Below are 21811 nucleotides of genomic sequence, written 5' to 3' on the forward strand. Positions count from 1 at the left end.
ATGAAAACATGTCTCTTACAGAACTGATGCAATGGCATCAAAAAGCCATTGAACGAAATGGATCAGATGCCGAATGAAATCGTTAAGACTTGAAGTAATTTTTGGGGCAAAGAACAAGTTAAGCCCCGCTTTAAAAGTCATTGTGGGCAGCAGTAATGCTGCCAGCAAGGCCTTAAAAAAAACAAATGACCAGCTCAAAGACCTGGAACGCCAGCAAAACAAAATTGCGACCTTTAGAAAGCTCAAAGACGACGTTAAACAGGCCACAGTCGAACTCGACAAAACCAACCGCAAAATTGCATCGTTCAAGCAACAACTCGCAGTCAATCCCAATGCAAAATTATCGGCTGAACTAAAAAAAGCCGAGGCTGAAGCACGTCGTTTAAATAAGGTGGTGACAGAAGGCAAGCCCAAGCTGATGGCCTTGCGCCAGGAGCTGAATCAGGCCGGATTAAAGTCAACCAACCTGGCACAGCACCAGCAGGAGCTGAAAAACAAGATTCATGGTACCAATACTGAAATTGACAAGCAGAAACAACGCCTGCAGAACCTGAACCGCATCCAGCAAAGCACACAGAAAACAGCATCCAATGTCAGAACAGCAGCCATGTATGGCGCTGGTGCAGCTGCAACCGGTGTAGGTGCCATGTACTCCATGCGTAAGCCGATTGATGAAACCAAACACATGGACGTTGAAGAAAACCGGATCGCATCATTAGGACTGGGCAAAGAAGCCACCAAAGAAGCCATTCAGTATGCCAAGGCCATGAAAACCTTTGGTACTTCAACACTGGATAACCTGCAACTGGTCCGTGATGGCGTAACAGCCTTTGCCGATGTCCACCATGCCCAGATGGTGGCACCAACACTGGCTAAAATGAAATTTGCCAATGAAGCCATGTATGGCGATAGCGGAGCAGAAAATGAAAAGAAATTCATGGATATGCTCAAAGTTATCGAAATGCGTAACGGCTTAAAGAGCGAAAAAGCCTTCCAGGAACAGGCCAATATTATTCAGCAGGTCATTACTGCCACCGGTGGACGTGTCCAGGCTGAAGAATGGCTCAACGTGATCAAGACCGGTGGTATTGCTGCCAAAGGCATCGACAATAAGGCCTTTTACTACAAACTGGAACCACTGGTACAGGAAATGGGGGGCTTCCGTGTCGGTACCGCCATGATGTCTGCTTATCAGAACGTCTATCAGGGCCGTACTACCAAACGCGCAGCGAATAACTTGATGAATCTTGGTCTGATTGAAGATCCAAGTAAGCTGAAGCACGATAAATCTGGCCAGATTTCCTTCCTGGATGTCGGAGCTATCAAAGGCGCAGCGCTATTCAAAAAAGACCAGTTCGCATGGATGGAGCAGGTACTGGTACCGCAATTAAAGTCCAAAGGCATTACCAAAGAAGGCGACATTATCGACGCAATGGGTAGTATCTTTACTAACCGTACTGCATCTAACCTGTTTGCACAGATGTATATGCAACGTGACCAGATCCACAAGAATGCCAAGTTAAATGCCGGTGCAGACAATATTGACCAGTTGAACAGCAAAGCCATGGGTACCACCACCGGTAAAGAAATCGAAGCCAAGGCAAAACTGCATGATGCTTATCTGAAGTTTGGTACCACCATTCTGCCAATCTATACCAGTGCTATTGAAACAGCGACCAGTGCCTTGCAAGGCTTTAATGGCTGGATGGAACGCAATCCAAGACTGGCCAAAATGTTAGGTGTCGGTTTAATCGCGATTGCCACCAGCCTGATCGTAATTGGTGGGGCACTTGCAGTCTTTTCACCACTGATCCTGGGTATGCTCATCCTAAGACTGATCATGGCATCCTTTACTGGTACCACTGCCGTATTTACTCGTGCCTTTTCACTCTTACCGAGCATTTTTAATATTGTGAAAGTAGCGTTTATGGGGCTGGGCAGAATCTTTATGTGGGTAGGACGGCTCATGCTGACAAACCCAATTTTACTGGCCATTACAGCAATAGCTGTAGCTGCCTATCTGATCTATAAAAACTGGGAACCTATTTCTGGGTTCTTCAGTGATTTATGGACCAAAATAACCGGTATTTTTGCGCCTGTAGGGGCATGGTTCGGAGCACGAATTACCGAAGCCAAAACAGCCTTTTCAGGTGGCATTCAAGGTATGAGTGCACTCATCTTGAACTGGTCACCCATCGGACTGTTCTATGCAGCCTTTGCCAAGGTCATGAGCTGGTTCGGAATTGAGCTTCCGTCCAAGTTTACTGGCTTTGGGGGCATGATCATTAATGGCCTGATTAATGGTATTAAAGCCGGCTTTGAAAAGCTCAAGGGACTTTGGGCTTCCATTAACGCCTATATGCCTTCATTCATGCAAAAAAGCATGGACATCCACAGTCCATCCCGTGTCATGGCAGGGCTGGGTGGTCACATCATGAGTGGTTTAGGAGTCGGTCTACAAAACGGCTTCCCGGATCTCAAGGCCAGATTTGCAGACGTTGTCGGAATTTTCAGTCCGAATACTTCAGACGTCATGCAGAAAATTAACGTTGCACCGGCACTGGCCAAAATCAGATCGTCCCATGCCCAACCTGCAGCAGCTGGCGGTGGTGCTGTCACCATTCAGGGCGACACCATCACCATGCACATTCATGCCCAGCCGGGCCAGTCCGTACAGCAGCTTGCCCAGATGGTTGCCAATGTCCTGGATCAGCGTGATCGTCAAAAAATGCAACGCGCACGTGACCGTTACCAGGACTCAGAATAAGGAAAATACACAATGATGATGATCTTCGGCATGTTTGTGTTTTCAATACCAACAGCCACCTATCAAAGCCTGCAGCGTAGCACCAACTGGCGACATGCCAGCAATTCACGTGTCGGAGCTGCACCGGCATACCAGTTTACCGGCCCAGGGGAAGATACCATTACCCTGGACGGCTCTATTGTTCCGGAGTTTGGATCTCAACTGTCCCTGACTGCATTACGTCTAATGGGCAACACCGGTAAATCATTTCCGCTCATTGCGGGAAATGGCAAAATTTATGGCATGTGGAAGCTGGATTCAGTTGATGAAACCCAGACTTACTTTTTCAGCAACGGTAAACCGCGTAAAGTCGAATTCAGTCTGAAACTGAGCAAGACCAAGTCTGCAGGTTCACTGGTGTCTGGCGTATTGGGTGCAGTAGCGGAGAAATTGTTCTAATGAATATTGTCTCTGCTATCACAGATAAACTGGAGGACAGCTATCCTCACGCCATTTTCAAGCTGCAGATTGAAGGCAAGGATATTCGCCAGGAAGCCATTGAAAGCCTGATGAGTCTGGTCATCACAGATAACCGTGGTATGGAATCAGATTCACTTGAATTACAGTTTTCAGACCATGACGGCACGCTCAAAATTCCACCCAAAGGCGTCAATATCCAGGTCTGGCTTGGCTGGAGCAATGAAGGTCTGGTCTATAAAGGCCAATATAAAGTAAAGGAACTGGAACATAGCGGTGCCCCGGATGTACTAACCATCCGTGCCACCAGTGCCGATCTGAAGGCTGGACTCAAGCAGAAAAAGGAACGCAGCTTTAATGACGTGACGCTTTCAGAAATTCTGCAGGCCATTGCCTTTACCCATGAACTCGATTTAAAGGTGCACGATTCTCTAGCTCAGCGAAAGATTATTCACCTGGTGCAAAACGAATCCGATGCCAACCTTTTGACCCGGCTGGCCGATGAACACGATGCCATTGCAGCCGTCAAAAATGGCATGCTCGTATTTATGCCAAAAGGGATAGCACAAACTGTATCTGGACAGGACTTGCCGACCTATCTCATTACTCGGGATCAAGGCGACCAGCATCGCTATAGTGACTGCGATGGTGGAGATGAAATCACTGCAGTCCGTGCCTGGTACTACGATTCTGGCCAGGCAAAAAAACTTGAAGTCGTGTATGGCGATGCCAGCAACCAGAACATTAAGGAACTGCGTCATATTCACCAGGACAAACAGTCCGCGACCTTGGCAGCCAAAGCCAAGCTGGCAGAACTCAAACGTTCAACCTTAACTTTCAATTACACCTTGGCAAAGGGTAAACCCGACATCATTCCGGAAATGACCTTTGTCTTTGATGGCTTAAAAGAGCATATCGATGATATTTTCTGGCTCGGGACTAGAATCGTACATACTTTGGATGCAGACAACGGCTATACCACTGCTATAGAGCTGGAAGTCTTCTGTCCGGATGCTGACGATGTAGCAGAACTGTTTGAAGATCAGTTCGAAGCGGAAAAAGACAAGAAATGGACTGGCGTGGTGGTCTATTACCAGTCCGGCAGTAAGGCGGTACCACTGACCAAAGGTGATCAGTCCAATCCAAAACACTTCACTTATCTGTATATCAACAAGGCAGCAGCCCAAGCCAGGCTAGACCGTGAGTATGCCTTGCTGGATACCGAAACAGGCAAGTTTTCAGCGCACAACGAACTGGAAGTGAAGCCTTACACCGGCTTAAAAACCTTTTACAGCCTGGACAAAGGTAAAACACGGCATGTACTGACCAAAGGAGACCAGTCCAACCCGAAAGTACTGGACCGGCTTTATAAAACCAAGCTGGCTGCAGAAAAGGCACTGGAACGTGAGTATCCACGCCTGAATGCCAAAAAAGACATGCTACAGCAGGTCAAGCTAGATCATTAATACATAACCTGGCACGTGATTTTTGTTGCGTGCCATTAATAAAAAAATGTTATAAAAAAGACAACATTTCTAACAAATATTTATTCTTTTGTATAAAATAGAACAAATATTTGTATTAAAAGGGATAACAATGACTGAGCCGGCTTTATCACATAAAACAACGGCAAGACCTCAGCTCCTTTGTCCTCATTGCAAGGCAGCAAACCTTCAAATTCGTTCCAGTATCCAGGAACACATCCTGTTAAAAACCTTATTTTTACAATGTCGCAATGTTCATTGTGGTTTTACTGGTCGTGGAAATATCGAAATAACACATGAAATCTCACCCAGTGCCATTCCCGATTGCAATGTAAAACTGAGAACCTTTAAAGAGCTGACTTCACGCCAGGCAGCAAATGATGATTCAGTTGAGAATCAAAATAATGAGTGAAAATCTACATCCTGAACAATTATTTGAACTTTTCTATCAGGATCTCACTCCGGATATGAACCCTCCAGGCATGGTCAAGCATCGATCCGAAGGTATGTTTATGTGGTGGCGTGAAAGATTTATGAATGCACTGAATGGAATTGAAGAACCAATGGCATTAAGAAGCTGGGCAGAAGCACCGCAAATGTGGCTAAAGGGCTATAAGCGGGGAACGCAAGGGAATAATCCAGAATAATAAAAAGGTCGCATATAGCGACCTTTTTAATTCCATAGACTTCAAGACATATAGGACCTTTGTCCCAATGTTTTATCGACCAAAGCCAGATAATAATCTTCCTCTACATAGTTATTTAATTTTCTCATAAGTCGATATTTTAATATGAATTCTTTAATTCGTACCTCATCAAAAGAAATAAAAAACATTGCAATCATTTCATTAAAACTTTGATAGGAAATAAAAATTTCTATAGCTGTCTTTGTAATATCTAAATGCTGATGTTGTTCAATAAAACTAAGAATAAAATTAATATATTCAAAAACTTCATTACTTAATAATTTGTATTGGTTTAGTTTATGAGCATAGGCACTTTTTAAAATAATTATATTCTCTAACTCATCATTATTTGCTGAATCAATAAGCTCAGTGCTTAAATATATCGCTCTTAATTCATGCAGAATGTTTATATTAAAGTGTCTAAAAACATTATCTCCATGAGTTGAACCACCTAAACTTAATGTGTCAATTTTTCTTTGCTTTTCGTCTAAAAACTTAAACAATAGAGTATAAAAATTCTGGACTTTCGCATCATAAAGCTGTTGTTCGTTTAATTTTGCCTGCTGTTCAGTAATTTCTCTTTGCTTATCCGCAATCGCATTACTTTCCTTAATTTCATTCCTTTGTGCTTCGAGTTCCTGACGCTGTGCTTGTAGCTCCTGGCGTTGCATAAACAGGGAAATAATCAGAATCGCAAAAGCTAAACCACTAAATAGGGTATTCAGTGATCCATAGCTATCCCCATAAGTACCGTACTGATCCCCAATGTTCTGAAATTTGCTCTTTTCTTCTGCTACAGATTCAGAACTGGTCGGTTCAGTAGTGAGCATGGCATCAAAGGTGTAAGGGATCACCATTTGAACTGACTTTTGCTGGGGTGCATCATCCATATACTGCATAAATCGCGGATAGCTAATCCAGAGGATGAATATGAGGGTAATTGCACCGAGAATACCCAAAAGCTCTTTATATGAATTATTAGGAGTTGGACTACTCATTATCATTCCCCAACAGGCGAAACACCCACCCACAGACCGGTAATTTCATTGGCTAAGGCGTAATATTCAACATCACCAATTACTTTTTTATGGCTATTTTCTTCTTTCCCAATATTCTTTAAAGCAGCAGTGATCAATTTTACCAATTCATTACCCGCTTCTGTTCCAGGACTAATGACTTGAGCAGTAATTCCGCTCATGATTAGTAAATCCATCATCGCTTTTTCAGATTCTTCTGTCCCACCGACAGTGAAAATTAATTCTCTTAAAGAACCGTCTTTATTAACTGTTCCTGTTAAACCGACATATTGAGTGAACATGATCTGGAAGGTATCTCTAACACTGCCTTCTTTAATATCAAACTCAGCCACAGGTCGAATGGTCTCGATATCTAGAGCTTTAAGCTGGGCATTGAATTTCTGTCTGAACTGTTCCGGGGTCATGCCCAGATTGGCTTCAACTTTAACCGGCTGAACTTCTTTTTCAGCGACTTCAGGCTGGGCTGCATTTTGTGCAGCTGGAGCTGCTGCTTGACTATCTGTGTTGTCTACTTCTGGTGCAAATACTCCAACCAAAGCCAGAAAGACAAAGTTCAGGGCCAAACCATAAAGTAGAATCTTGCCTCGTGATAAGGCAGGTTTAGATTTGAACTGTGTAAGTGAAGGTTTAATTAAAAAAACAATAGTCCCGATTGAAGCAATCAAAAAGAGTAAAGCGAATAAAGTAGCCACAATAATCCTTGTTTATTCATAAATTTATAAAAAATAGCGCATCACTATATTGACATAGCAGCACACTATCGAGCAATATGTAACTACGCAGCAAAATCTGCGTACAGGCGTGAGAACCTGTTTTAACCTACAAGCGCATAAAATATCGTCGCTTAAGCGACTATTTTTTTGCCTAAAAAGTCTGATCGGCTATACTCGTTATGGTAGATCGGGCAGGGCAGTCTTTGACTGGCCGTACTTGTAGGACGGTATTCTCACCCCTGTTCGGTCTGCCACCATTCCGTGAGAAGAATGGCGGTAGGTTTAAAACCAAACCTACAAGGAATTTAGTCATGAAAAGACAGATTCAAGTCCGCACCCGCGTACCTGCACAAATCACTCCGGCTCCTGAGCACACGCCTATCCATGATATGGGTGCTTATTTCAAACGCCAAAAACAACGCAAACTTGCCCATTTCCGTAAAAACTGTATCGACACCCTGTCTCTCTGCTTTGCCACTGTAACGACTTTCTCCCTGTTATTTTTGGGGGAATAAGTCATGCCAAACAGCTTAAAACAACAAGTGGTACAGCTCTTCCAGGAACTGCAGCCACAATTTAATCCGCAACAAAAAACAGTCATGGTCAAAGTCATGAATGAGCTGCTTAGCCAGAACGATTTATTAGTTGAGCTGCAGCATGCAGACCAGATCCTGCAGAATTGCATCAACGCCATGACCGACAACCAGCGCTTTAAGGTAGGGCAGCAAAACTGTGCTCAAGGCCTGGCACACGGATGGGCTTTTCGCACAGAACAGCGTAAGCAGCTGATCGCCCGTGCCCAGCGCATACAGGGAGCAGCATCCGCATGAATGAAAATATTATTCCCTATGTGCCCCTGGAACCACGTGTATTGGCCAAAACAGAAAAAAGCCGGATTGTGTGTCAGCAGCTTTTCCACATCATCGACCAGTCAGTGCAGGCGCAAATTACCTTCAACCATGACACGGAAAAAGGACGTTTATCCATTAGCCCGGACCAGATCAATGATCTGTTGCAGGAATTATCAAAAAGTGAGCAGTTAAGTAAGACTATTGATATAGAAGTATTAAAAACTTCGCTAAATGATCTTATTTATCCTATGTTTATGGGAGAGCATACAATTACCAGCCCCATCTGGAACGGAACAAGTGTCCGAGTCTGGCAATTTCAATTAAATCAAATTGCTAATAGGGTAAATATGGAAATCTCACAAAACGAAGCAGAATTAATACTTGATAGTTCAATTAGTGCGCTACGCATCTGGAGACAGTCACTCGAAGCTGCACCAGGTAATAGAGATGTCACGTATCAAACTTCAGATCTTGTTTATAAATTGCTGGATTTAGAACATAAGCTGCAACAGGTACAAACCAGGTTAGAGAAGTAACAGAGAAGCCCACTTTTAAAAGTGGGCTTTTTACTTTTAGCCATTTTTATTCTCGGCATCCAGGCTCATCACACGGCATAAGTTCAGCAAAGCTTCCTGGCTTTCTGGCTTAATCTGTCTATAGGCCTTCAGCAAAAGGCTTTCTTCACTGGTCAGTCCACTAAAGTCCGGATCAATGCCCAACAACACATAACGGATATCAATGCCTTGCTCATGCAGTTTAGTCAGGTACACCCACTGATCCGGCACCTTGTTACGCACATAGTTGCCCAGGGTATTTTCATGTGCACCAATGTCACGACTCAGTGACTTTGCCTTTAATCCATTTCTTTCTAATTCTTCTTTGAATCTTACCGATATTTCTGTAGCTAATTTTTCTGCATTTTCGGACATATATTTAACCTTTAGGCATTGAAAGAACAAATATTTATGCTATAGTGATTCGTAGCACATCACTATAACCGTAAGAATACTGTATGAGTACATCAAATTCACCTCAAAATCGACCGAGAGCTAAAAAGATCACCGGTGGACGTGTTCGTTGCATCGTTTATTTGCCTAAGGATGAAGTCGAATCAATCGACCAGATTGCCGACAGTACCGACACCAGTCGCTCTAGCATCATTGCCCAGGCGTATTACGCAGGCAAACAAACTTCAGAAAAAAATAAGGAGTAATGCTTTATGTCTTCAATGCGGAAACAAAAACGTATTAATCGTTACAACATCAACCTTACCGATTCGGAGTCTGACCTGTTTATCGCTGTCTCAAATCTTACTGGCGTAAATATCGGTGTCATTCTTCGCCAACTTGCTTTGAAACAGGCCCTTGCAACGCTGATCGCTGAAGATGTTCAAGAGGAATTTAATCTGGATAACTACTTGAATAAAGGCGCATCAGATCACCTTTCTAGGAGCTGAACCGAATGCCAATTCAAGAAGTGACCTTGACTGATCAAGAAAAACAAATTGTTGAAGAAGTCCAGACCATGCTGGGCCTATCCAGCATCGAAGAAACTCTCGAACACCTGACCAGAGCGCGAACTCAGGAAATGCTTGCAAAACTGGCAGGGCAAGAACTTAAAAGTAAACGGCATTTGTTTTAGGAAGTTTATATAAATGATGTTCCCGGAAACTCAAACTTTAGTTGTCGAACGCTTGATACAAGAGTTTGAATTTAAAGAACGTGGTGACAAGCTACGTCAAGGCAAATGCCCAACCTGTTCCCATAAGGAAGCGTGGACCAGCCTTGAATCACCTTGGGTGATTCATTGCCCACGCAATAACAAATGTGGCGAACAAACCTATATCCGTGATCTGTATCCGGATCTGTTTGAAAAGTGGGAAAAACGCTTCAAGCCGACTCAGGAAAATCCAACCAAAACTGTGGATGCTTACCTGGTAGAAGGTCGTGGCCTGCCTATCGACCAGCTCAAAGGTCTGTATTCTCAGGAATACTATAAAGACTTTGAATCGAATATCGGCTCTACCACCTTACGTTTTCCCATTACCGATGAAAACGGCAATCATGGCTGGTGGCAACGTATCCTAGATGAACAGGGTGTTTTACCAAAAACCATGTTCAAAAAAGGCTGGAAGTCACAAGGGCATTCATGGCTGACACCGAATACCAACTACATCGAATCCAAAGAAATCTGGATTACCGAAGGCATCTTCGACACGATTGCATTGTGGTTATCAGGGATCACCAGCTTTAGCTGCTTATCTGCAGGTCATGGCTATTACCCGTCTATATTTTTAAACCACATCAAACAGAAGTGTGCAGAACATAATCTGCCTTTACCCAAGCTGGTATGGGCATTTGATAATGACAAAGCAGGCTATGACGGTATTTTTCACAATATCGAAAAAGCCACTGCCGATGGTTTTGAATGTGAAGCTGCACTGCCACCAGCTGGCCGTAAAAAGCAGGACTGGAATGATCTTTATAAACAGGATCGTCTTAAGTTTAGCGACCTTGAAACCTATAAATACTATGGCGCCTTGCTGATTGCAGAAAAACCTGTGGATAAAGCCATACTTATCTACAAGCGCAATGGCACTAAAACTTTTCCTTTTGATTTCAGCAATCAGGTGTTCTGGTTCAAGTTAGATAACGACAAGTACGACGAGTACATGAAAGATATTAACTTTGAAGATAAGGATAAAAATGAAGACTGGTTAGAGGAAGAAAAGGAAAAGGCACAGGCAGAACGTCGTGAAGCAGCCCTACAGGCGGCAGCCAATGTCACCAAAATCATTAACTGCAAGCCGACTGCATTGTATTACCAGTACAGTGAAGAAACGGATGAAGCTTGGTATTACTTCAATATCGACTTTCCACGTAGCCAGAAGCCTGTAAAGAACACTTTCACCGGTTCACAGCTGGCAGCGGCATCCGAGTTTAAAAAACGTTTGCTGGCCGTTGCACCAGGCGTGGTTTACACCGGAAGTGGCAACCAGCTTGACCGTTTACTGCAGGACTGGATTGAAGACATTAAACGGGTTCAGCTCATTAACTATGTCGGCTATCACAGCGACTTAAAAACCTATGTACTGGGTGAATTGGCTTATCAAAACGGCAAACAGTTCAAAATTAACAATGAAGACTATTTTGAGCTGCCTAAGAACATCAACCTTAAAAGCCGTGCACCATTTACTTTGGACATCAATGCAAAACAGGCTGAATACCAGAATGCATGGACCAAAGACCTGATTGATGCATACGGTGTAAAGGGACTGATTGCGCTGACCACGTTTTTTGGCAGCTTGTATGCCCAGCAGATCCGTCAGACACACAAGTCCTTTCCATTTGTAGAAATCGTCGGGGAACCGGGGACAGGTAAATCTACTTTGCTGCAGTTTTTATGGAAACTGTTTGGCCGTATCAATTATGAAGGTGTGGATCCGACTAAAACTTCAAAAGCGGGTCTGACACGTACATTTAGACAGGTTTCAAACTTACCAGTGATTCTGATCGAATCAGATCGCCAGGGTGAAAGCGCATCGAAACAGTTCAACTGGGATATGTGCAAAACCTTGTATGACGGTGGTTCACTGGGGGCGCAAGGGGTGAAAAATGGCGGTAATGAAACCTATGAACCGCCTTTTATGGGGACATTGATCATCAGCCAGAATGCACCGGTTCTGGCATCAGAAGCCATCATGGGACGTATTATTCATGTTGGATTTGTAAAGGATCAGCTCACTAAAGACAGCCTGTATGCATCGCGCAGACTTTCAAAGTATGAACATGAGCATGTGAGCCAGTTTATTTTGCAGTGTTTAAACAAAGAAAAAGCAGTCCTGGAGAGCTATAACCTCTGTCTGCAAAAGCATGATGCATTTTTACACCAGGAACAATTCAACATTCAAAGTTCGCGTGTCGTGCATAACCATGCCCAGCTCATGGCCTTATTCGATGCCATGTGTCAGCACGTGATTGAAGTACCAGTACAGATTCAGAAACAGGTGCATGCTGAATTACTGAACATGGCCCAAAACCGCGACAAGATCCTGAAGTCAGATTCAGTCCTGGTTCAAAACTTCTGGAACACGGTGGAAGAAATGGAAGACGCCATTCCGAAGGTGGAGCATGCAGAAAGCGTGGTCAATCACTCAGCAAAATCAGACTTGTTCGCCATCAACTTTGCCCATTTATACAAGGTCGCAGCGGATTATCGCTACTCATTGCCAGAGGTAAATGAACTGCAAAATGCCTTACGTCACAGCATGCATTACCGCTTTATAGAAGCCAATAAAGCCATTCAAAGCAAGATCACCAGCTCAACCAAACGCTGCTGGATCTTTGAAAAGCCATCGGCAAACCGAGATTAATTTTTTAGGCGCACAGCCAGAGCTGCAACTCGAAGCTGTGCTTACATCAAGTCGTTGGAGAACGAAACAATGCAACACGATTCTAACCCACAACATGCTCCGGCAGAAACTTCTGTTTCAAATGCTGTACTTACGCCAGAGCTGATCCATCTGAACTTTTTCAAAATGAAAAGGACTCATCCGCATGTGCATTTCAAGCGTAAGGCGCATTTCAACTTTCTGGTACCGCTTCCAGCCTATGAAATTGAATACCGTAAACGCTGGGCAACACGCCAAGAAGTTTTTCTGAAACACATTCCAAGTACTGCAGTGTTAGGAGCGTAACTCATGAGCGAAATCGAAAATAAAACTCCAGAAGTCCCAGCTTACCTGCAGTGTGAACCACGTACTTATAAAGTGAAACTAAATCATTGGCATGAGGATACATGTGAACTGGAATTCACTGTAGTCATCAAATGTACAGATGAAGAACTACATGAACACAATAATTTTTGGTCGAATCATCAATCTCGTCTTGAAGAAAACAAAGGAGATATTGCAGCCGTAATCTTAAAAATGATTGGAAGCAGTGTCTTCTGGTGGTGCTATGAAAATAACTCTAATTCATTGCATGAAAAATATGGCGTTAATTCTATTTTCCACCAGGAAGGTTGGTCATCGAAATGCTTTGAAATTATCAAACTTTATTTTTCAAACAATGTAAGAGATGAAGATTTTGAATTTGAACCTGTAGTGGTGGAGGGTTAAGCCATGTCTGAACAAACAAATTTAGCCAAAGTTATGGCCATGCATGCAGAAATGCTTCAAACCAATCATTACTGCTACTTTGAATTAGCTTATACGCGCTACACGGAATGGATGGTCTGGATTTGCAGCAATGCTCGTGAGCAGGATCCGAACCGAAAAGTTTTATTGCGTGGGCAAGGCTCAACACCAGAGGAAGCTTGTACAGATGCTTTAAATAATTATGAACGGGAACAAAACCCATGAGCTTCAATTTTAAAAGTGCCTTATTCATCAACCTGTTTATTTCATGCCTTGCAGCATCTTTAACGCTTATCCTGGGAGATACCCTGTGAAAAAATTTCCAAAAAATCTATTAAATGACATGTATGACAATAATGTGCGCTTTGACAAGATTATGCACATTCCAACTTTGATTTGTTCTATTTCAGAGCGTGTATCTGATGAATTTCAGGATTTCTTGGGGGATGCATACCAGGAAAAACAAAGTGCAGATATTCTAGCTCAGTGCCCAACTCTTGAAAGAACTTTAAAAGAAATTCGTGAAAACGATGACATTGAAGACTTCGCTGGGGAAGTTGCTCAGGATCTCTATCGTGAATGCGGGGACTTTGAATTCCTGATCAATATCGAGATAGCTATTCCTTACAACTTTAAATTTAGTGAAGAAGGGAAGTATTTCTCTAATAGTCTAGGCGGGATTTATCAGATGCAATGGATCTTAGCCAAAGACATGGTAAATGCTGCTGAAATTGCGATTGAACGTGCAACAGCCCTTTGGGAAAAAGAATGTGAAAAAGCAAAACGTGAAAAAGGACTGGTGTAATGATGCAAAAAATAACAATGCCAGAAGTCCGCGAACTTCTTAAATCAGTAGAAACAATCGCAGTTCGTCCAGGCATGACAGTCGCAGGGGACTTACTCAAAGCACCTGCTTTATTTAAAAAGCTTATGGAATCACGTACTGAAGGTCTGATTCAGATCCAGGTTTTCATCGATGGCAAAGCAGTCGAATTTGAGGTGGCATGATGGGTATTAAAAAATTATTAACGCTAACCGTTGAAGTTGAGATTGAAATTGAACTTCCTGAACAACTAGCAAATCCATCTGCTGAAGACATTGAAGGCATTAAATACTGTGGTTTTGATGTTGAGAATGCTGACGATGTCTACAAGGAAGCTGCTCGCTTAATTCTTCTGGGGTATGACGACTGCAATAATGATGTATTTGGTTTTTTTCACCCATCTTGGAAAAAAGGTCGTATAGAAAATTCTGAAAGAGAATGCTTTTTCAATCTTAAAGAACTGTATGTCGAAGATTTTGAAATTGAAGAAATTAAGGAAAAGAAATAATGAAAACTCAATATCAAATGCGCGTACGCAAAGACCGTACAGCCGATTATCAGGACTTGCCTTTAGGAATTGGCAGTGCGACAGAAATCAGAACGTTCACTGTGAACCTGCCAAGCATCGAAGAAGTACTGCAAAAAACCAAAGACCTGGAAGCCATACAAGGTTATGAAATTATCTCAATTATTCTAATCCATGAGGATAACCGCGAGCAGCTGGGCGAAGACTTTGATTGGGAGGATGCCTAATGCAAGTCGTACTTGAACTCGTAGCGGTGACCAAAGAACAAATGCTGGCACTTTCCCAGTTTCTAAAACAGATCGGTCCTGAACAATGTGCTGTAAATGCTGAATCAGACCAGAAAGCTGTGCAGATCCACCTGGCAGTTTTGGCCCTACGTGAAGCACTGGAAAATGCAGGATATAAGGTGGCGTGATGGATATTCAAAAAGATCAAATTCTTGAAACTCGTGTTCGTTTAGAGCTTGATGCTAAAGACTTAAGAAATTATGCAAAGAAAGCTACTGGGTACTCATTTGCGCTTGAAGATATTGCTGAGCATCTTGAAAGTACTGTTGAGTTATTAAAATCAATTGAAAAACTCAAATCTCAAGAAGAACAAGATCAGTATCAGATCGGGCAACAAGTCGTTTATGTTGATGAATTCATGCCAGATACCGTTGAAATCATCACTTCTATAGTCGATGGATGGGTGTCTTTTAATAATGGTTCCCGTGGTTGCATCGCTGTAATGATTCGTCCGGCAAATCAGGATGAAATTAAAGCCAATAAAAGATTAATGGTGGCGTGATGGATACTAATAACAGAAAGAAATTTGAAGCTGAGTTTGTGAAAACTGCTTACTTTGCTACTGCCTATCGTATTAAAGGAATACATAATCCTTTTTCTTGGAATGATCAGGCCAATCGCTATGTATGGCATGACATACAAGCTGGGTGGGAAATGTGGGAAAAAGCTCAAGCGGTGCCGGAAGGCTTCATTGTTGTGCCAAAGGAATTAAGTACAGAAGAAGCTCGTAAGCACGCTGAAGCAATGTTCAATGAAGTTGAGCACATGATCAAATATGAACACCGTGATTTAAGTGAAGCTGAGTTCGAAACTTTTAAGAATCGCTGGCTTAATGCAAGAACCTTAAACATCCAGTTTAATTGGAAAGCCATGATCGAAGCTCAGGAGCAAAACTTATGACAGCTCTGATTTTTGATACTGAAACCCATAAGTTGCATGGCGAAATCATCGAAGCAGCTTGGATGAATGTGAAATTACAGGATAATCGCCTTTCATCTGACTTCCAGTACTACGGATCACAACGCTACAAACCGAGTGAACCTATCAACCTGGTAGCTATGGCAGTGCATAATATTGTGGATGAAGACCTGGAAGATTGCCTACCTTCATCAAAATTCCAATTTCCTGCAGGTGCAGAGGTTGAATATCTGATTGGTCATAACATTGATTACGACATCGAAGCTGTAAAACGTGTCGGTGTGGACACCAGTAACATTAAACCTATCTGTACCTTGGCCATGGCCCGGTACTTATGGCCAAAACTGGAATCATACAAATTATCTGTCCTGGCATACTTCATTCATCCAAGAAATGAACATAAAAATGCCCGGCAGTTAATCAAAGAAGCACACGGGGCTTTTACAGATGTTCAAATGACCTTGCTATTACTGGATGAAATCCGCAAACAGCGTGGCATTCATACATTTGAGGAACTTTACGAGTTTTCAGAAATGGCCAGATACCCAACCCATATATTTTATGGGAAATATAAAGGCTGGGCGATCAAGGACATGGATGACAAGGATATTCACTGGTTAATGGGCAAAACTGACGATGAATATCTGCGTACTTCATTAGAAAATGAACTACTGGAACGTTCTAATATTAATGAAAATGAGGAGCTTCCGTTCTAAGTTTTCCACACCTTTTATGCACCTCCATCCGGAGGTGCATTTCTCTAAAATATCTCTCAATATCTTAAAATTCTTAAATATAGGCTGAACTATGTCTGCAGGACTAGAAATCCGTGGCAAAAGCATGCGGATCTGGATGAAACCCATCTCGACTGAACCACCAGTCAAAGAAACCTTGAACTGGCCATTTACGCCTGAAAACGTAGAAAAAGCCAAAAAACTGGCCGGTTTGATCAAATTGGAAATTGAACTGGATCAGTTCAACCTGGCAAAACACTTCCCGCACTCAAAACATCTGAAAAAGAACCAGATGTCCTATTACATCACTCAATACAAAGAGATGATCCGTTTTGAAGTGGCACCAAGTACTTACGATGGCTATAACAGCCATATCAAAAGGCATGTATACCCACGCTGGGCCAAAACCCATCCAAAAGACATCGATACAGCTGCAGTAAAAAAATGGGTAAATGAACTGCATGAATACCTGGCACCAAAAACGATTCGTGAAGTGGTCACCCGTCTGGCGTCTATCCATGATTTATGGAGACAGGAAAATAAAGTCCCATATAACCCTTTTGAAACCATCGTGGTGAAGCAGCTGGACAACTTGGAGCCAGATCCGTTTACCAAAACAGAGATTTCCTTAATTTTAGGGACTGTATCCAGCTCAGATATTCAAAATTTACTGCCATGCGTATTCTGGACCGGTCTTTCTATTTCAGAACAGATCGCCATTGCCTGGGAAGATGTGGATCTCGAAAAGGGCACAATCCAGATCAACCGGAACTATGTCAAAGGGGTGTATAAAGTCACCAAAAACCGACGCAGAAAACGTGAAATCAAGCTTTTACAGCCAGCAATTCAGGCGCTCCGGAGACAATATGCGGTGACCGGCAACCGTTACAGCCAGGTTGTGAGCGTATTGCAACGGGATAACCGGACTCACAAACAGGAAAGGCTACATTTTGTCTGGATCAACCAGGAATATGACGAACCATTTAATTATTATGAGCTGCGTTATATCTGGAGAAGACATTTAAAGAAAGCCAGCGTACGATACCGAGGAATTAACCAGGGCCGGCATACCTTTGCCAGCCAGTTATTATCATCTGGCCAAGTCCCTCCGGAGTGGATCGCGGACCAGCTTGGCCACAGTGATACATCAATGATCTATAAGCATTACGGTAAATTGATTGCTGAAGACATTCCGGACTACCTAACCAAGATCAATAATTACATTAACCAGTAATTCCCGTTACTTTATTATTACTCCATTTATTACATTCAGATCCTGATCTAAGTGCTTAATTGTTTAAGCACTTTTTTTTGTGCCTTACTTTATTACTCCATACATTTACATAGCCCAAAACAAGAAAAATAAGCTCAAAGCCAGGTCACCAGAGCATATGGCCAAAATATGCATACAACAGAGAATCTATGCATTCCATTCCCATATAAGCCACATTTCAAACAGTTCAATCCGCTAAATCATTAAATTATATGAGCAATTATCAAAAATTATCTTGGGTTCGAGTCCCGCTGAGCGCACCATATTTTTATATTATTCTCTAGTCATCCTAAAAATATTCGTATTGATGATCTTCTTTGCTTAATTAATCTTAAAACTATTCATTTTAAATTTTTATATGTATAGGAAAGATTTATATAAAAGAACTTTATTGGTAGAAGAAACAAAATAGTCGTTAGTGATAAATAATTAATTTGAGTGGAGCAAAAATTAAAATACAAAAAAAGGAAGTCATCTATAAGATACTTCCTAATCGAAAAATAAATTCTATCGCAATCATTCATCAAAAATAGATCACGATTTAGGTTCAACCTTCTCTTTTAAAAGAAGGAAGTATACTTTAGAAAGAATTACATAATTCTTTCTTTAAACTTAAACAGCTCATTAGTTTGCGTATAGAAAGAACGACCATCCATATTTAAATTAACTTCAAGTCCTGACTGTAATAGAACTTTTTTACCAACTTCGACCCATTTAAAGCCTTGGCGGGTATTTTGCTGTTTATTTAAAGGAATAAGAGAAACCAGGATTTCAGTGCCATTGGCTGCTTTTGCAATTAAATTATTAAATTGATTCATTGTGTTACCTATTATTTTAATGTTTCTTCTATTTTTGGAAATAGAATAAAACTAGGGATTTTAAAAAGTAAGAGGGAGCCTGATTAAAGGCTCCCTCTTATGAATGTTGTCGATTAAAGAGCGACAATATTCACAGCATTCGGGCCTTTTTGACCTTCAACGATGCTGAAAGAAACCTGTTGGCCTTCAAATAGAGTTTTGAAACCTGAACTGCTAATTTCACGGAAATGAGCAAAAACGTCTGGACCTGATTCTTGTTGAATAAAGCCAAAACCTTTAGTTTCGTTGAACCATTTTACTGTGCCAGTAACTGTATTAGACATAAAATAACCTTATGATTTTTAGTATTTTTCGAATTAAATAAACGAAAATATGCTGCGGAATAGGAAAGAATTGAAATGATAATCTGAAAAAAACGAATGCTTAAAAATAATTAAAAACGACGATACTTAAAGAAAATAGAATAACAATACTTTGTATTTGATATCCATCATACACGTTATATCAAATTACTCAATAAAAATTTAAATTATTATATAAATAATTTATAAGGTATTGCTTATATACATTTTAATTCCCCACCTCATTTAAAAGATTCTAACTTAAAAAAGTTAATGACTAAATTTAGTTGGTTGAGTATCAGGACATTAAACTGATGAAAAGTTAAGAATAAAAAACGAAAAGAGCTATTTATACAATGAATCTACTCACGCCATGATATTAATTATCTTATGAACAGACTCTACATTATTGCTATTAAAACTATTCAAAGTCCTTTTTCAGTATGTCCTCCAATACAGACCTCACCTTAAACATTAAGTGATCTATACACAGTGTCACAAAGCGCTACAACTTTCTCAGATGCCCCATAGTATTTTAGATAGGCGCCTAATAAGCGATATAACTCCTTTGAATGTGAGTGAAGAATCGCAACCATTTAAATAATAGAAGATAAAAAACAAAAGCTTGAAGCCGTATTTGTTTTTTATCAAAAGGGTAATAATAAGGAAGTCACATGAAAGAGACCAAGAGTGAGCTAGCAGGTACTGATCGTCCGGACTTGAAAAATCATAATGAGAAGAATGCCCAGCTGGATGCATATCGTCGTGATGCAACGGGGCAGGCTCTGACCACCAATCAAGGGGTAAAAATTTCTGATAATCAGAATAGCCTGAAAGCTGGTGTGCGTGGCGGAACTTTACTGGAAGACTTTATCTTTCAGGAAAAAATGACCCATTTTGACCATGAACGTATTCCTGAACGTATTGTCCATGCTCGTGGTGTTGCAGCACATGGTGTATTTAAGGCTTATCCTGGAAATGAGCGTTTTACCAAGGCTGGATTCCTGACTGATACTGAGCGCGAAACGCCTATGTTTGTGCGTTTCTCGACCGTACAAGGTCCGCGTGGTTCCTCCGATACCGTCCGTGATATCCGTGGTTTTGCGATGAAGTTTTATACCCAAGAAGGGGTATATGACTTGGTGGGAAATAATGCACCAGTATTCTTTGTTCAGGACGGAATAAAATTTCCGGATTTTGTGCATGCGATGAAACCTGAGCCACATACTGAGATTCCTACTGCCCAGACTGCACATGATACATTCTGGGATTTTGTTTCCTTAGTGCCTGAAACTGCACACGCAGTAATGTGGGCGATGTCAGACCGTGCAATCCCACGTAACTTCCGTTCAATTCAAGGCTTTGGCGTCAATACCTTCCGTATGATCAATGCTGATGGTGAAGCAGTCTTTGTTAAATTTCACTGGACACCAAAACAAGGCTTAACGCAGTTGACTTGGGATGAAGCACAAAAACTGGCAGGCCGTGATCCTGATTTCCATCGCCGTGACTTATACGATGCAATTGAGTCAGGTAATTATCCGGAATGGGAACTGGGTGTACAGATCGTACCTGAAGAGGATGAGCATAAGTTTGATTTTGACCTGCTAGATGCAACGAAACTCATTCCTGAAGAACTTGTGCCAGTGACACCAATTGGTAGTTTTGTACTGAACCGTAATGTTGATAACTTCTTTGCGGAAACTGAACAAGTAGCATTCTGTCCTGCGCATATTGTTCCGGGGATTGATTTCTCGAATGACCCGCTATTGCAGGCACGTGTATTCTCTTATACGGATACTCAGTTGATCCGTTTGGGTGGACCAAACTTCCACCAGATTCCAATCAACCAGGCAGTTTGCCCATTCCACAATAATCAACGTGATGGTTACCATCAGCGTGCGATTCACCGTGGACAGGCATCTTATGAACCGAATTCGATTGATAATAACTGGCCAACGGAAACTACCCCGGCAGCATCGAATGGCGGTTTCGAAAGTTATGCAGAGCGTATTGATGGTCGTAAGATTCGTGAGCGCAGTCCATCATTCAGTGACCATTTTACCCAGGCAAGATTGTATTACCGCAGTCTGACTCCATATGAGCAACGACATGTGGTAAATGCCTATGTGTTTGAGCTGAGCAAGGTACAACGTGTAAATATTCGCGAGCGTGAAGTTCTAGAAATTCTGTGCAATATCGATTTAGATCTGGCACAGCAGGTAGCAACCAAACTGGGTATCGTGATTCCGCCAGAAAAACTGAATGTAGAGTTGCCAGAAGTGACCCCATCTCAACGTATTTCTTTGGAAGCGTTCCCGGCACCAGACATTAAAGGCAAGAAAATTGCTGTCTTGGTACATGACAAGGTCAATCAGGCCAATGTTGATGCGGTACTGGCATGGGCGAAAGAAGAAAGTGCGATTGCTGAAGTATTGGCACCAACACCAGCACCTGTGGTCAGCAATACTAATGTTACAGTGATAGCAGATGGTATGCAGCGTGGTGAGCCTTCGGTACTTTATGATGCTGTTGTTATGGTTGATGGCGATAACTATGACGTAGTGCTCAAAGATGGTACGGCGAAACATTACATCATTGAAGCTTATGTGCACTTGAAGCCAATTGTGTTATTGGGCGAGAAATTTGATTTGATTAATACCTTGGGCCTAGTCACAGATGAAGGTACATTAACTCATGAAGATTTTAAAGCAGTTGCTATGGAGTTTAAGCAACTGATTATGAAACATCGGGTTTGGGCGCGTGAACCAGTGTCTGAAATGATTCCTGGCTAAGACATCCAACTAAAAACTCCCTCAATTGAGGGAGTTTTTTATTGTGCCAAATTCTGTTAATCAATTAGATCGAATCTATATCTATCATAAATATGTTCTATTCAACGTCGATCTAATTTAAGTCAGATATCGCCTAATTCAAGGTGAATAAAATTGTATGATGGA

The 21811-nt window shown here is 41.8% G+C and carries 31 protein-coding genes; 26 read left to right on the top strand and 5 right to left on the bottom strand.

Features of this window, described 5'->3' with window-relative positions:
* Positions 1-8: 8 nt before the first annotated feature.
* The 6 genes from BS636_RS10240 to BS636_RS10265 all read left to right on the top strand — a co-directional run bounded on the left by BS636_RS10240 (position 9) and on the right by BS636_RS10265 (position 5354).
* On the top strand, positions 9-77 hold the full coding sequence (locus BS636_RS10240) for a GpE family phage tail protein (protein ID WP_253170007.1): 69 nt from the start codon (positions 9-11) through the stop codon (positions 75-77).
* Positions 74-2767: a phage tail tape measure protein gene (locus BS636_RS10245; protein ID WP_099338665.1), complete on the top strand. Its 2694-nt coding sequence runs from the start codon at positions 74-76 to the stop codon at positions 2765-2767. The genes BS636_RS10240 and BS636_RS10245 overlap by 4 nt, the downstream gene beginning before the upstream one ends.
* Before the next feature lie 12 nt (positions 2768-2779).
* Positions 2780-3205 (top strand): phage tail protein, encoded by a 426-nt coding sequence (locus tag BS636_RS10250; RefSeq protein WP_099338666.1) that lies wholly within the window; start codon positions 2780-2782, stop codon positions 3203-3205.
* A complete protein-coding gene (locus BS636_RS10255; RefSeq protein WP_099338667.1) occupies positions 3205-4689 on the top strand; it encodes a contractile injection system protein, VgrG/Pvc8 family in 1485 nt (494 codons plus the stop codon). The genes BS636_RS10250 and BS636_RS10255 overlap by 1 nt, the downstream gene beginning before the upstream one ends.
* A 130-nt stretch (positions 4690-4819) precedes the next feature.
* Entirely contained in the window at positions 4820-5119 is a 300-nt protein-coding gene (locus BS636_RS10260; RefSeq protein WP_099338668.1) for an ogr/Delta-like zinc finger family protein, read from the top strand.
* Complete coding sequence (locus BS636_RS10265; protein ID WP_099338669.1) at positions 5112-5354, top strand: hypothetical protein; 243 nt, start codon at positions 5112-5114, stop codon at positions 5352-5354. Before BS636_RS10260 ends, BS636_RS10265 begins: the two co-directional genes overlap by 8 nt.
* 41 nt (positions 5355-5395) lie before the next feature.
* On the opposite strand, the gene BS636_RS10270 is transcribed toward BS636_RS10265, so the two are convergent.
* Together BS636_RS10270 and BS636_RS10275 are read right to left on the bottom strand one after the other, a co-directional pair.
* The gene (locus BS636_RS10270; RefSeq protein ID WP_150128996.1) at positions 5396-6391 is read right to left on the bottom strand and encodes a hypothetical protein; all 996 of its coding nucleotides are present in this window, start codon (positions 6389-6391) and stop codon (positions 5396-5398) included.
* Between the two features lie 2 nt (positions 6392-6393).
* Positions 6394-7122, bottom strand: a complete 729-nt coding sequence (locus BS636_RS10275) for a hypothetical protein (RefSeq protein ID WP_099338671.1) — start codon at positions 7120-7122, stop codon at positions 6394-6396.
* A gap of 332 nt (positions 7123-7454) precedes the next feature.
* Here BS636_RS10275 and BS636_RS10280 point away from each other — a divergent pair, with 332 nt between their 5' ends.
* From BS636_RS10280 to BS636_RS10290, 3 genes are read left to right on the top strand one after another with little or no spacing between them, the layout of a single operon-like run.
* A complete protein-coding gene (locus BS636_RS10280; protein WP_099338672.1) occupies positions 7455-7658 on the top strand; it encodes a hypothetical protein in 204 nt (67 codons plus the stop codon).
* Between the two features lie 3 nt (positions 7659-7661).
* Complete coding sequence (locus BS636_RS10285; protein ID WP_099338673.1) at positions 7662-7973, top strand: hypothetical protein; 312 nt, start codon at positions 7662-7664, stop codon at positions 7971-7973.
* Positions 7970-8530 carry a hypothetical protein gene (locus BS636_RS10290; RefSeq protein ID WP_099338674.1) on the top strand — a complete coding sequence of 187 codons (561 nt, stop codon included), beginning with the start codon at positions 7970-7972 and terminating at the stop codon, positions 8528-8530. Before BS636_RS10285 ends, BS636_RS10290 begins: the two co-directional genes overlap by 4 nt.
* A 36-nt stretch (positions 8531-8566) precedes the next feature.
* Here BS636_RS10290 and BS636_RS10295 read toward each other — a convergent pair whose 3' ends face one another.
* On the bottom strand, positions 8567-8923 hold the full coding sequence (locus tag BS636_RS10295; protein WP_099338675.1) for a hypothetical protein: 357 nt from the start codon (positions 8921-8923) through the stop codon (positions 8567-8569).
* Positions 8924-9006: 83 nt separating this feature from the next.
* Between BS636_RS10295 and BS636_RS10300 the strand changes: the two genes are divergently transcribed.
* From BS636_RS10300 to BS636_RS10375, 16 genes are all read left to right on the top strand, one after another.
* Positions 9007-9207, top strand: a complete 201-nt coding sequence (locus tag BS636_RS10300; protein ID WP_099338676.1) for a ribbon-helix-helix domain-containing protein — start codon at positions 9007-9009, stop codon at positions 9205-9207.
* A 6-nt stretch (positions 9208-9213) separates the two neighbouring features.
* Entirely contained in the window at positions 9214-9450 is a 237-nt protein-coding gene (locus tag BS636_RS10305) for a hypothetical protein (RefSeq protein ID WP_099338677.1), read from the top strand.
* 5 nt (positions 9451-9455) lie between these two features.
* A complete protein-coding gene (locus BS636_RS10310; RefSeq protein WP_099338678.1) occupies positions 9456-9635 on the top strand; it encodes a hypothetical protein in 180 nt (59 codons plus the stop codon).
* A 13-nt stretch (positions 9636-9648) separates the two neighbouring features.
* Complete coding sequence (locus tag BS636_RS10315; RefSeq protein ID WP_099338679.1) at positions 9649-12366, top strand: toprim domain-containing protein; 2718 nt, start codon at positions 9649-9651, stop codon at positions 12364-12366.
* 69 nt (positions 12367-12435) lie between these two features.
* The gene (locus BS636_RS10320; protein WP_099338680.1) at positions 12436-12690 is read left to right on the top strand and encodes a hypothetical protein; all 255 of its coding nucleotides are present in this window, start codon (positions 12436-12438) and stop codon (positions 12688-12690) included.
* A 3-nt stretch (positions 12691-12693) separates the two neighbouring features.
* Positions 12694-13113 (top strand): DUF2528 family protein, encoded by a 420-nt coding sequence (locus BS636_RS10325; RefSeq protein WP_099338681.1) that lies wholly within the window; start codon positions 12694-12696, stop codon positions 13111-13113.
* A 3-nt stretch (positions 13114-13116) separates the two neighbouring features.
* Positions 13117-13356 (top strand): hypothetical protein, encoded by a 240-nt coding sequence (locus BS636_RS10330; protein WP_099338682.1) that lies wholly within the window; start codon positions 13117-13119, stop codon positions 13354-13356.
* A gap of 85 nt (positions 13357-13441) precedes the next feature.
* On the top strand, positions 13442-13936 hold the full coding sequence (locus tag BS636_RS10335) for a hypothetical protein (protein WP_228206894.1): 495 nt from the start codon (positions 13442-13444) through the stop codon (positions 13934-13936).
* The gene (locus BS636_RS10340) at positions 13936-14139 is read left to right on the top strand and encodes a hypothetical protein (protein WP_228206895.1); all 204 of its coding nucleotides are present in this window, start codon (positions 13936-13938) and stop codon (positions 14137-14139) included. Before BS636_RS10335 ends, BS636_RS10340 begins: the two co-directional genes overlap by 1 nt.
* Positions 14136-14462 carry a hypothetical protein gene (locus BS636_RS10345; protein ID WP_228206896.1) on the top strand — a complete coding sequence of 109 codons (327 nt, stop codon included), beginning with the start codon at positions 14136-14138 and terminating at the stop codon, positions 14460-14462. The genes BS636_RS10340 and BS636_RS10345 overlap by 4 nt, the downstream gene beginning before the upstream one ends.
* Positions 14462-14707: a hypothetical protein gene (locus tag BS636_RS10350; protein ID WP_099338685.1), complete on the top strand. Its 246-nt coding sequence runs from the start codon at positions 14462-14464 to the stop codon at positions 14705-14707. Before BS636_RS10345 ends, BS636_RS10350 begins: the two co-directional genes overlap by 1 nt.
* On the top strand, positions 14707-14895 hold the full coding sequence (locus tag BS636_RS10355; RefSeq protein ID WP_099338686.1) for a hypothetical protein: 189 nt from the start codon (positions 14707-14709) through the stop codon (positions 14893-14895). The genes BS636_RS10350 and BS636_RS10355 overlap by 1 nt, the downstream gene beginning before the upstream one ends.
* Positions 14895-15269, top strand: a complete 375-nt coding sequence (locus BS636_RS10360; RefSeq protein WP_099338687.1) for a hypothetical protein — start codon at positions 14895-14897, stop codon at positions 15267-15269. The genes BS636_RS10355 and BS636_RS10360 overlap by 1 nt, the downstream gene beginning before the upstream one ends.
* Positions 15269-15667 (top strand): hypothetical protein, encoded by a 399-nt coding sequence (locus BS636_RS16300; protein WP_099338688.1) that lies wholly within the window; start codon positions 15269-15271, stop codon positions 15665-15667. Before BS636_RS10360 ends, BS636_RS16300 begins: the two co-directional genes overlap by 1 nt.
* Positions 15664-16401, top strand: coding sequence for a 3'-5' exonuclease (locus tag BS636_RS10370; protein WP_099338689.1), 738 nt, complete (start codon positions 15664-15666; stop codon positions 16399-16401). The genes BS636_RS16300 and BS636_RS10370 overlap by 4 nt, the downstream gene beginning before the upstream one ends.
* A 91-nt stretch (positions 16402-16492) precedes the next feature.
* The gene (locus BS636_RS10375; protein ID WP_099338690.1) at positions 16493-17653 is read left to right on the top strand and encodes a tyrosine-type recombinase/integrase; all 1161 of its coding nucleotides are present in this window, start codon (positions 16493-16495) and stop codon (positions 17651-17653) included.
* Positions 17654-18282: 629 nt separating this feature from the next.
* Here the strand turns inward: BS636_RS10375 and BS636_RS10380 are convergent.
* Complete coding sequence (locus BS636_RS10380; RefSeq protein WP_099338691.1) at positions 18283-18510, bottom strand: hypothetical protein; 228 nt, start codon at positions 18508-18510, stop codon at positions 18283-18285.
* Between the two features lie 113 nt (positions 18511-18623).
* Positions 18624-18833, bottom strand: coding sequence for a cold-shock protein (locus BS636_RS10385; RefSeq protein ID WP_004815299.1), 210 nt, complete (start codon positions 18831-18833; stop codon positions 18624-18626).
* Between the two features lie 692 nt (positions 18834-19525).
* Between BS636_RS10385 and katE the strand changes: the two genes are divergently transcribed.
* Positions 19526-21646: a catalase HPII gene (katE, locus tag BS636_RS10390; protein ID WP_099338692.1), complete on the top strand. Its 2121-nt coding sequence runs from the start codon at positions 19526-19528 to the stop codon at positions 21644-21646.
* Positions 21647-21811 lie beyond the last annotated feature (165 nt).

The organism is Acinetobacter sp. LoGeW2-3 (assembly GCF_002688565.1).
Lineage (GTDB): Bacteria > Pseudomonadota > Gammaproteobacteria > Pseudomonadales > Moraxellaceae > Acinetobacter.

Bases quoted from the DNA above. Each gene is read 5' to 3' on its own strand.
- BS636_RS10245 (WP_099338665.1), top strand. From the start codon at position 74: ATGAAATCGTTAAGACTTGAAGTAATTTTTGGGGCAAAGAACAAGTTA.
- BS636_RS10250 (WP_099338666.1), top strand. From the start codon at position 2,780: ATGATGATGATCTTCGGCATGTTTGTGTTTTCAATACCAACAGCCACC.
- BS636_RS10255 (WP_099338667.1), top strand. From the start codon at position 3,205: ATGAATATTGTCTCTGCTATCACAGATAAACTGGAGGACAGCTATCCT.
- BS636_RS10260 (WP_099338668.1), top strand. From the start codon at position 4,820: ATGACTGAGCCGGCTTTATCACATAAAACAACGGCAAGACCTCAGCTC.
- BS636_RS10265 (WP_099338669.1), top strand. From the start codon at position 5,112: ATGAGTGAAAATCTACATCCTGAACAATTATTTGAACTTTTCTATCAG.
- BS636_RS10270 (WP_150128996.1), bottom strand. From the start codon at position 6,391: ATGAGTAGTCCAACTCCTAATAATTCATATAAAGAGCTTTTGGGTATT.
- BS636_RS10280 (WP_099338672.1), top strand. From the start codon at position 7,455: ATGAAAAGACAGATTCAAGTCCGCACCCGCGTACCTGCACAAATCACT.
- BS636_RS10285 (WP_099338673.1), top strand. From the start codon at position 7,662: ATGCCAAACAGCTTAAAACAACAAGTGGTACAGCTCTTCCAGGAACTG.
- BS636_RS10290 (WP_099338674.1), top strand. From the start codon at position 7,970: ATGAATGAAAATATTATTCCCTATGTGCCCCTGGAACCACGTGTATTG.
- BS636_RS10295 (WP_099338675.1), bottom strand. From the start codon at position 8,923: ATGTCCGAAAATGCAGAAAAATTAGCTACAGAAATATCGGTAAGATTC.
- BS636_RS10300 (WP_099338676.1), top strand. From the start codon at position 9,007: ATGAGTACATCAAATTCACCTCAAAATCGACCGAGAGCTAAAAAGATC.
- BS636_RS10305 (WP_099338677.1), top strand. From the start codon at position 9,214: ATGTCTTCAATGCGGAAACAAAAACGTATTAATCGTTACAACATCAAC.
- BS636_RS10310 (WP_099338678.1), top strand. From the start codon at position 9,456: ATGCCAATTCAAGAAGTGACCTTGACTGATCAAGAAAAACAAATTGTT.
- BS636_RS10315 (WP_099338679.1), top strand. From the start codon at position 9,649: ATGATGTTCCCGGAAACTCAAACTTTAGTTGTCGAACGCTTGATACAA.
- BS636_RS10320 (WP_099338680.1), top strand. From the start codon at position 12,436: ATGCAACACGATTCTAACCCACAACATGCTCCGGCAGAAACTTCTGTT.
- BS636_RS10325 (WP_099338681.1), top strand. From the start codon at position 12,694: ATGAGCGAAATCGAAAATAAAACTCCAGAAGTCCCAGCTTACCTGCAG.
- BS636_RS10330 (WP_099338682.1), top strand. From the start codon at position 13,117: ATGTCTGAACAAACAAATTTAGCCAAAGTTATGGCCATGCATGCAGAA.
- BS636_RS10340 (WP_228206895.1), top strand. From the start codon at position 13,936: ATGATGCAAAAAATAACAATGCCAGAAGTCCGCGAACTTCTTAAATCA.
- BS636_RS10345 (WP_228206896.1), top strand. From the start codon at position 14,136: ATGATGGGTATTAAAAAATTATTAACGCTAACCGTTGAAGTTGAGATT.
- BS636_RS10350 (WP_099338685.1), top strand. From the start codon at position 14,462: ATGAAAACTCAATATCAAATGCGCGTACGCAAAGACCGTACAGCCGAT.
- BS636_RS10355 (WP_099338686.1), top strand. From the start codon at position 14,707: ATGCAAGTCGTACTTGAACTCGTAGCGGTGACCAAAGAACAAATGCTG.
- BS636_RS10360 (WP_099338687.1), top strand. From the start codon at position 14,895: ATGGATATTCAAAAAGATCAAATTCTTGAAACTCGTGTTCGTTTAGAG.
- BS636_RS16300 (WP_099338688.1), top strand. From the start codon at position 15,269: ATGGATACTAATAACAGAAAGAAATTTGAAGCTGAGTTTGTGAAAACT.
- BS636_RS10370 (WP_099338689.1), top strand. From the start codon at position 15,664: ATGACAGCTCTGATTTTTGATACTGAAACCCATAAGTTGCATGGCGAA.
- BS636_RS10375 (WP_099338690.1), top strand. From the start codon at position 16,493: ATGTCTGCAGGACTAGAAATCCGTGGCAAAAGCATGCGGATCTGGATG.
- BS636_RS10380 (WP_099338691.1), bottom strand. From the start codon at position 18,510: ATGAATCAATTTAATAATTTAATTGCAAAAGCAGCCAATGGCACTGAA.
- BS636_RS10385 (WP_004815299.1), bottom strand. From the start codon at position 18,833: ATGTCTAATACAGTTACTGGCACAGTAAAATGGTTCAACGAAACTAAA.
- katE (WP_099338692.1), top strand. From the start codon at position 19,526: ATGAAAGAGACCAAGAGTGAGCTAGCAGGTACTGATCGTCCGGACTTG.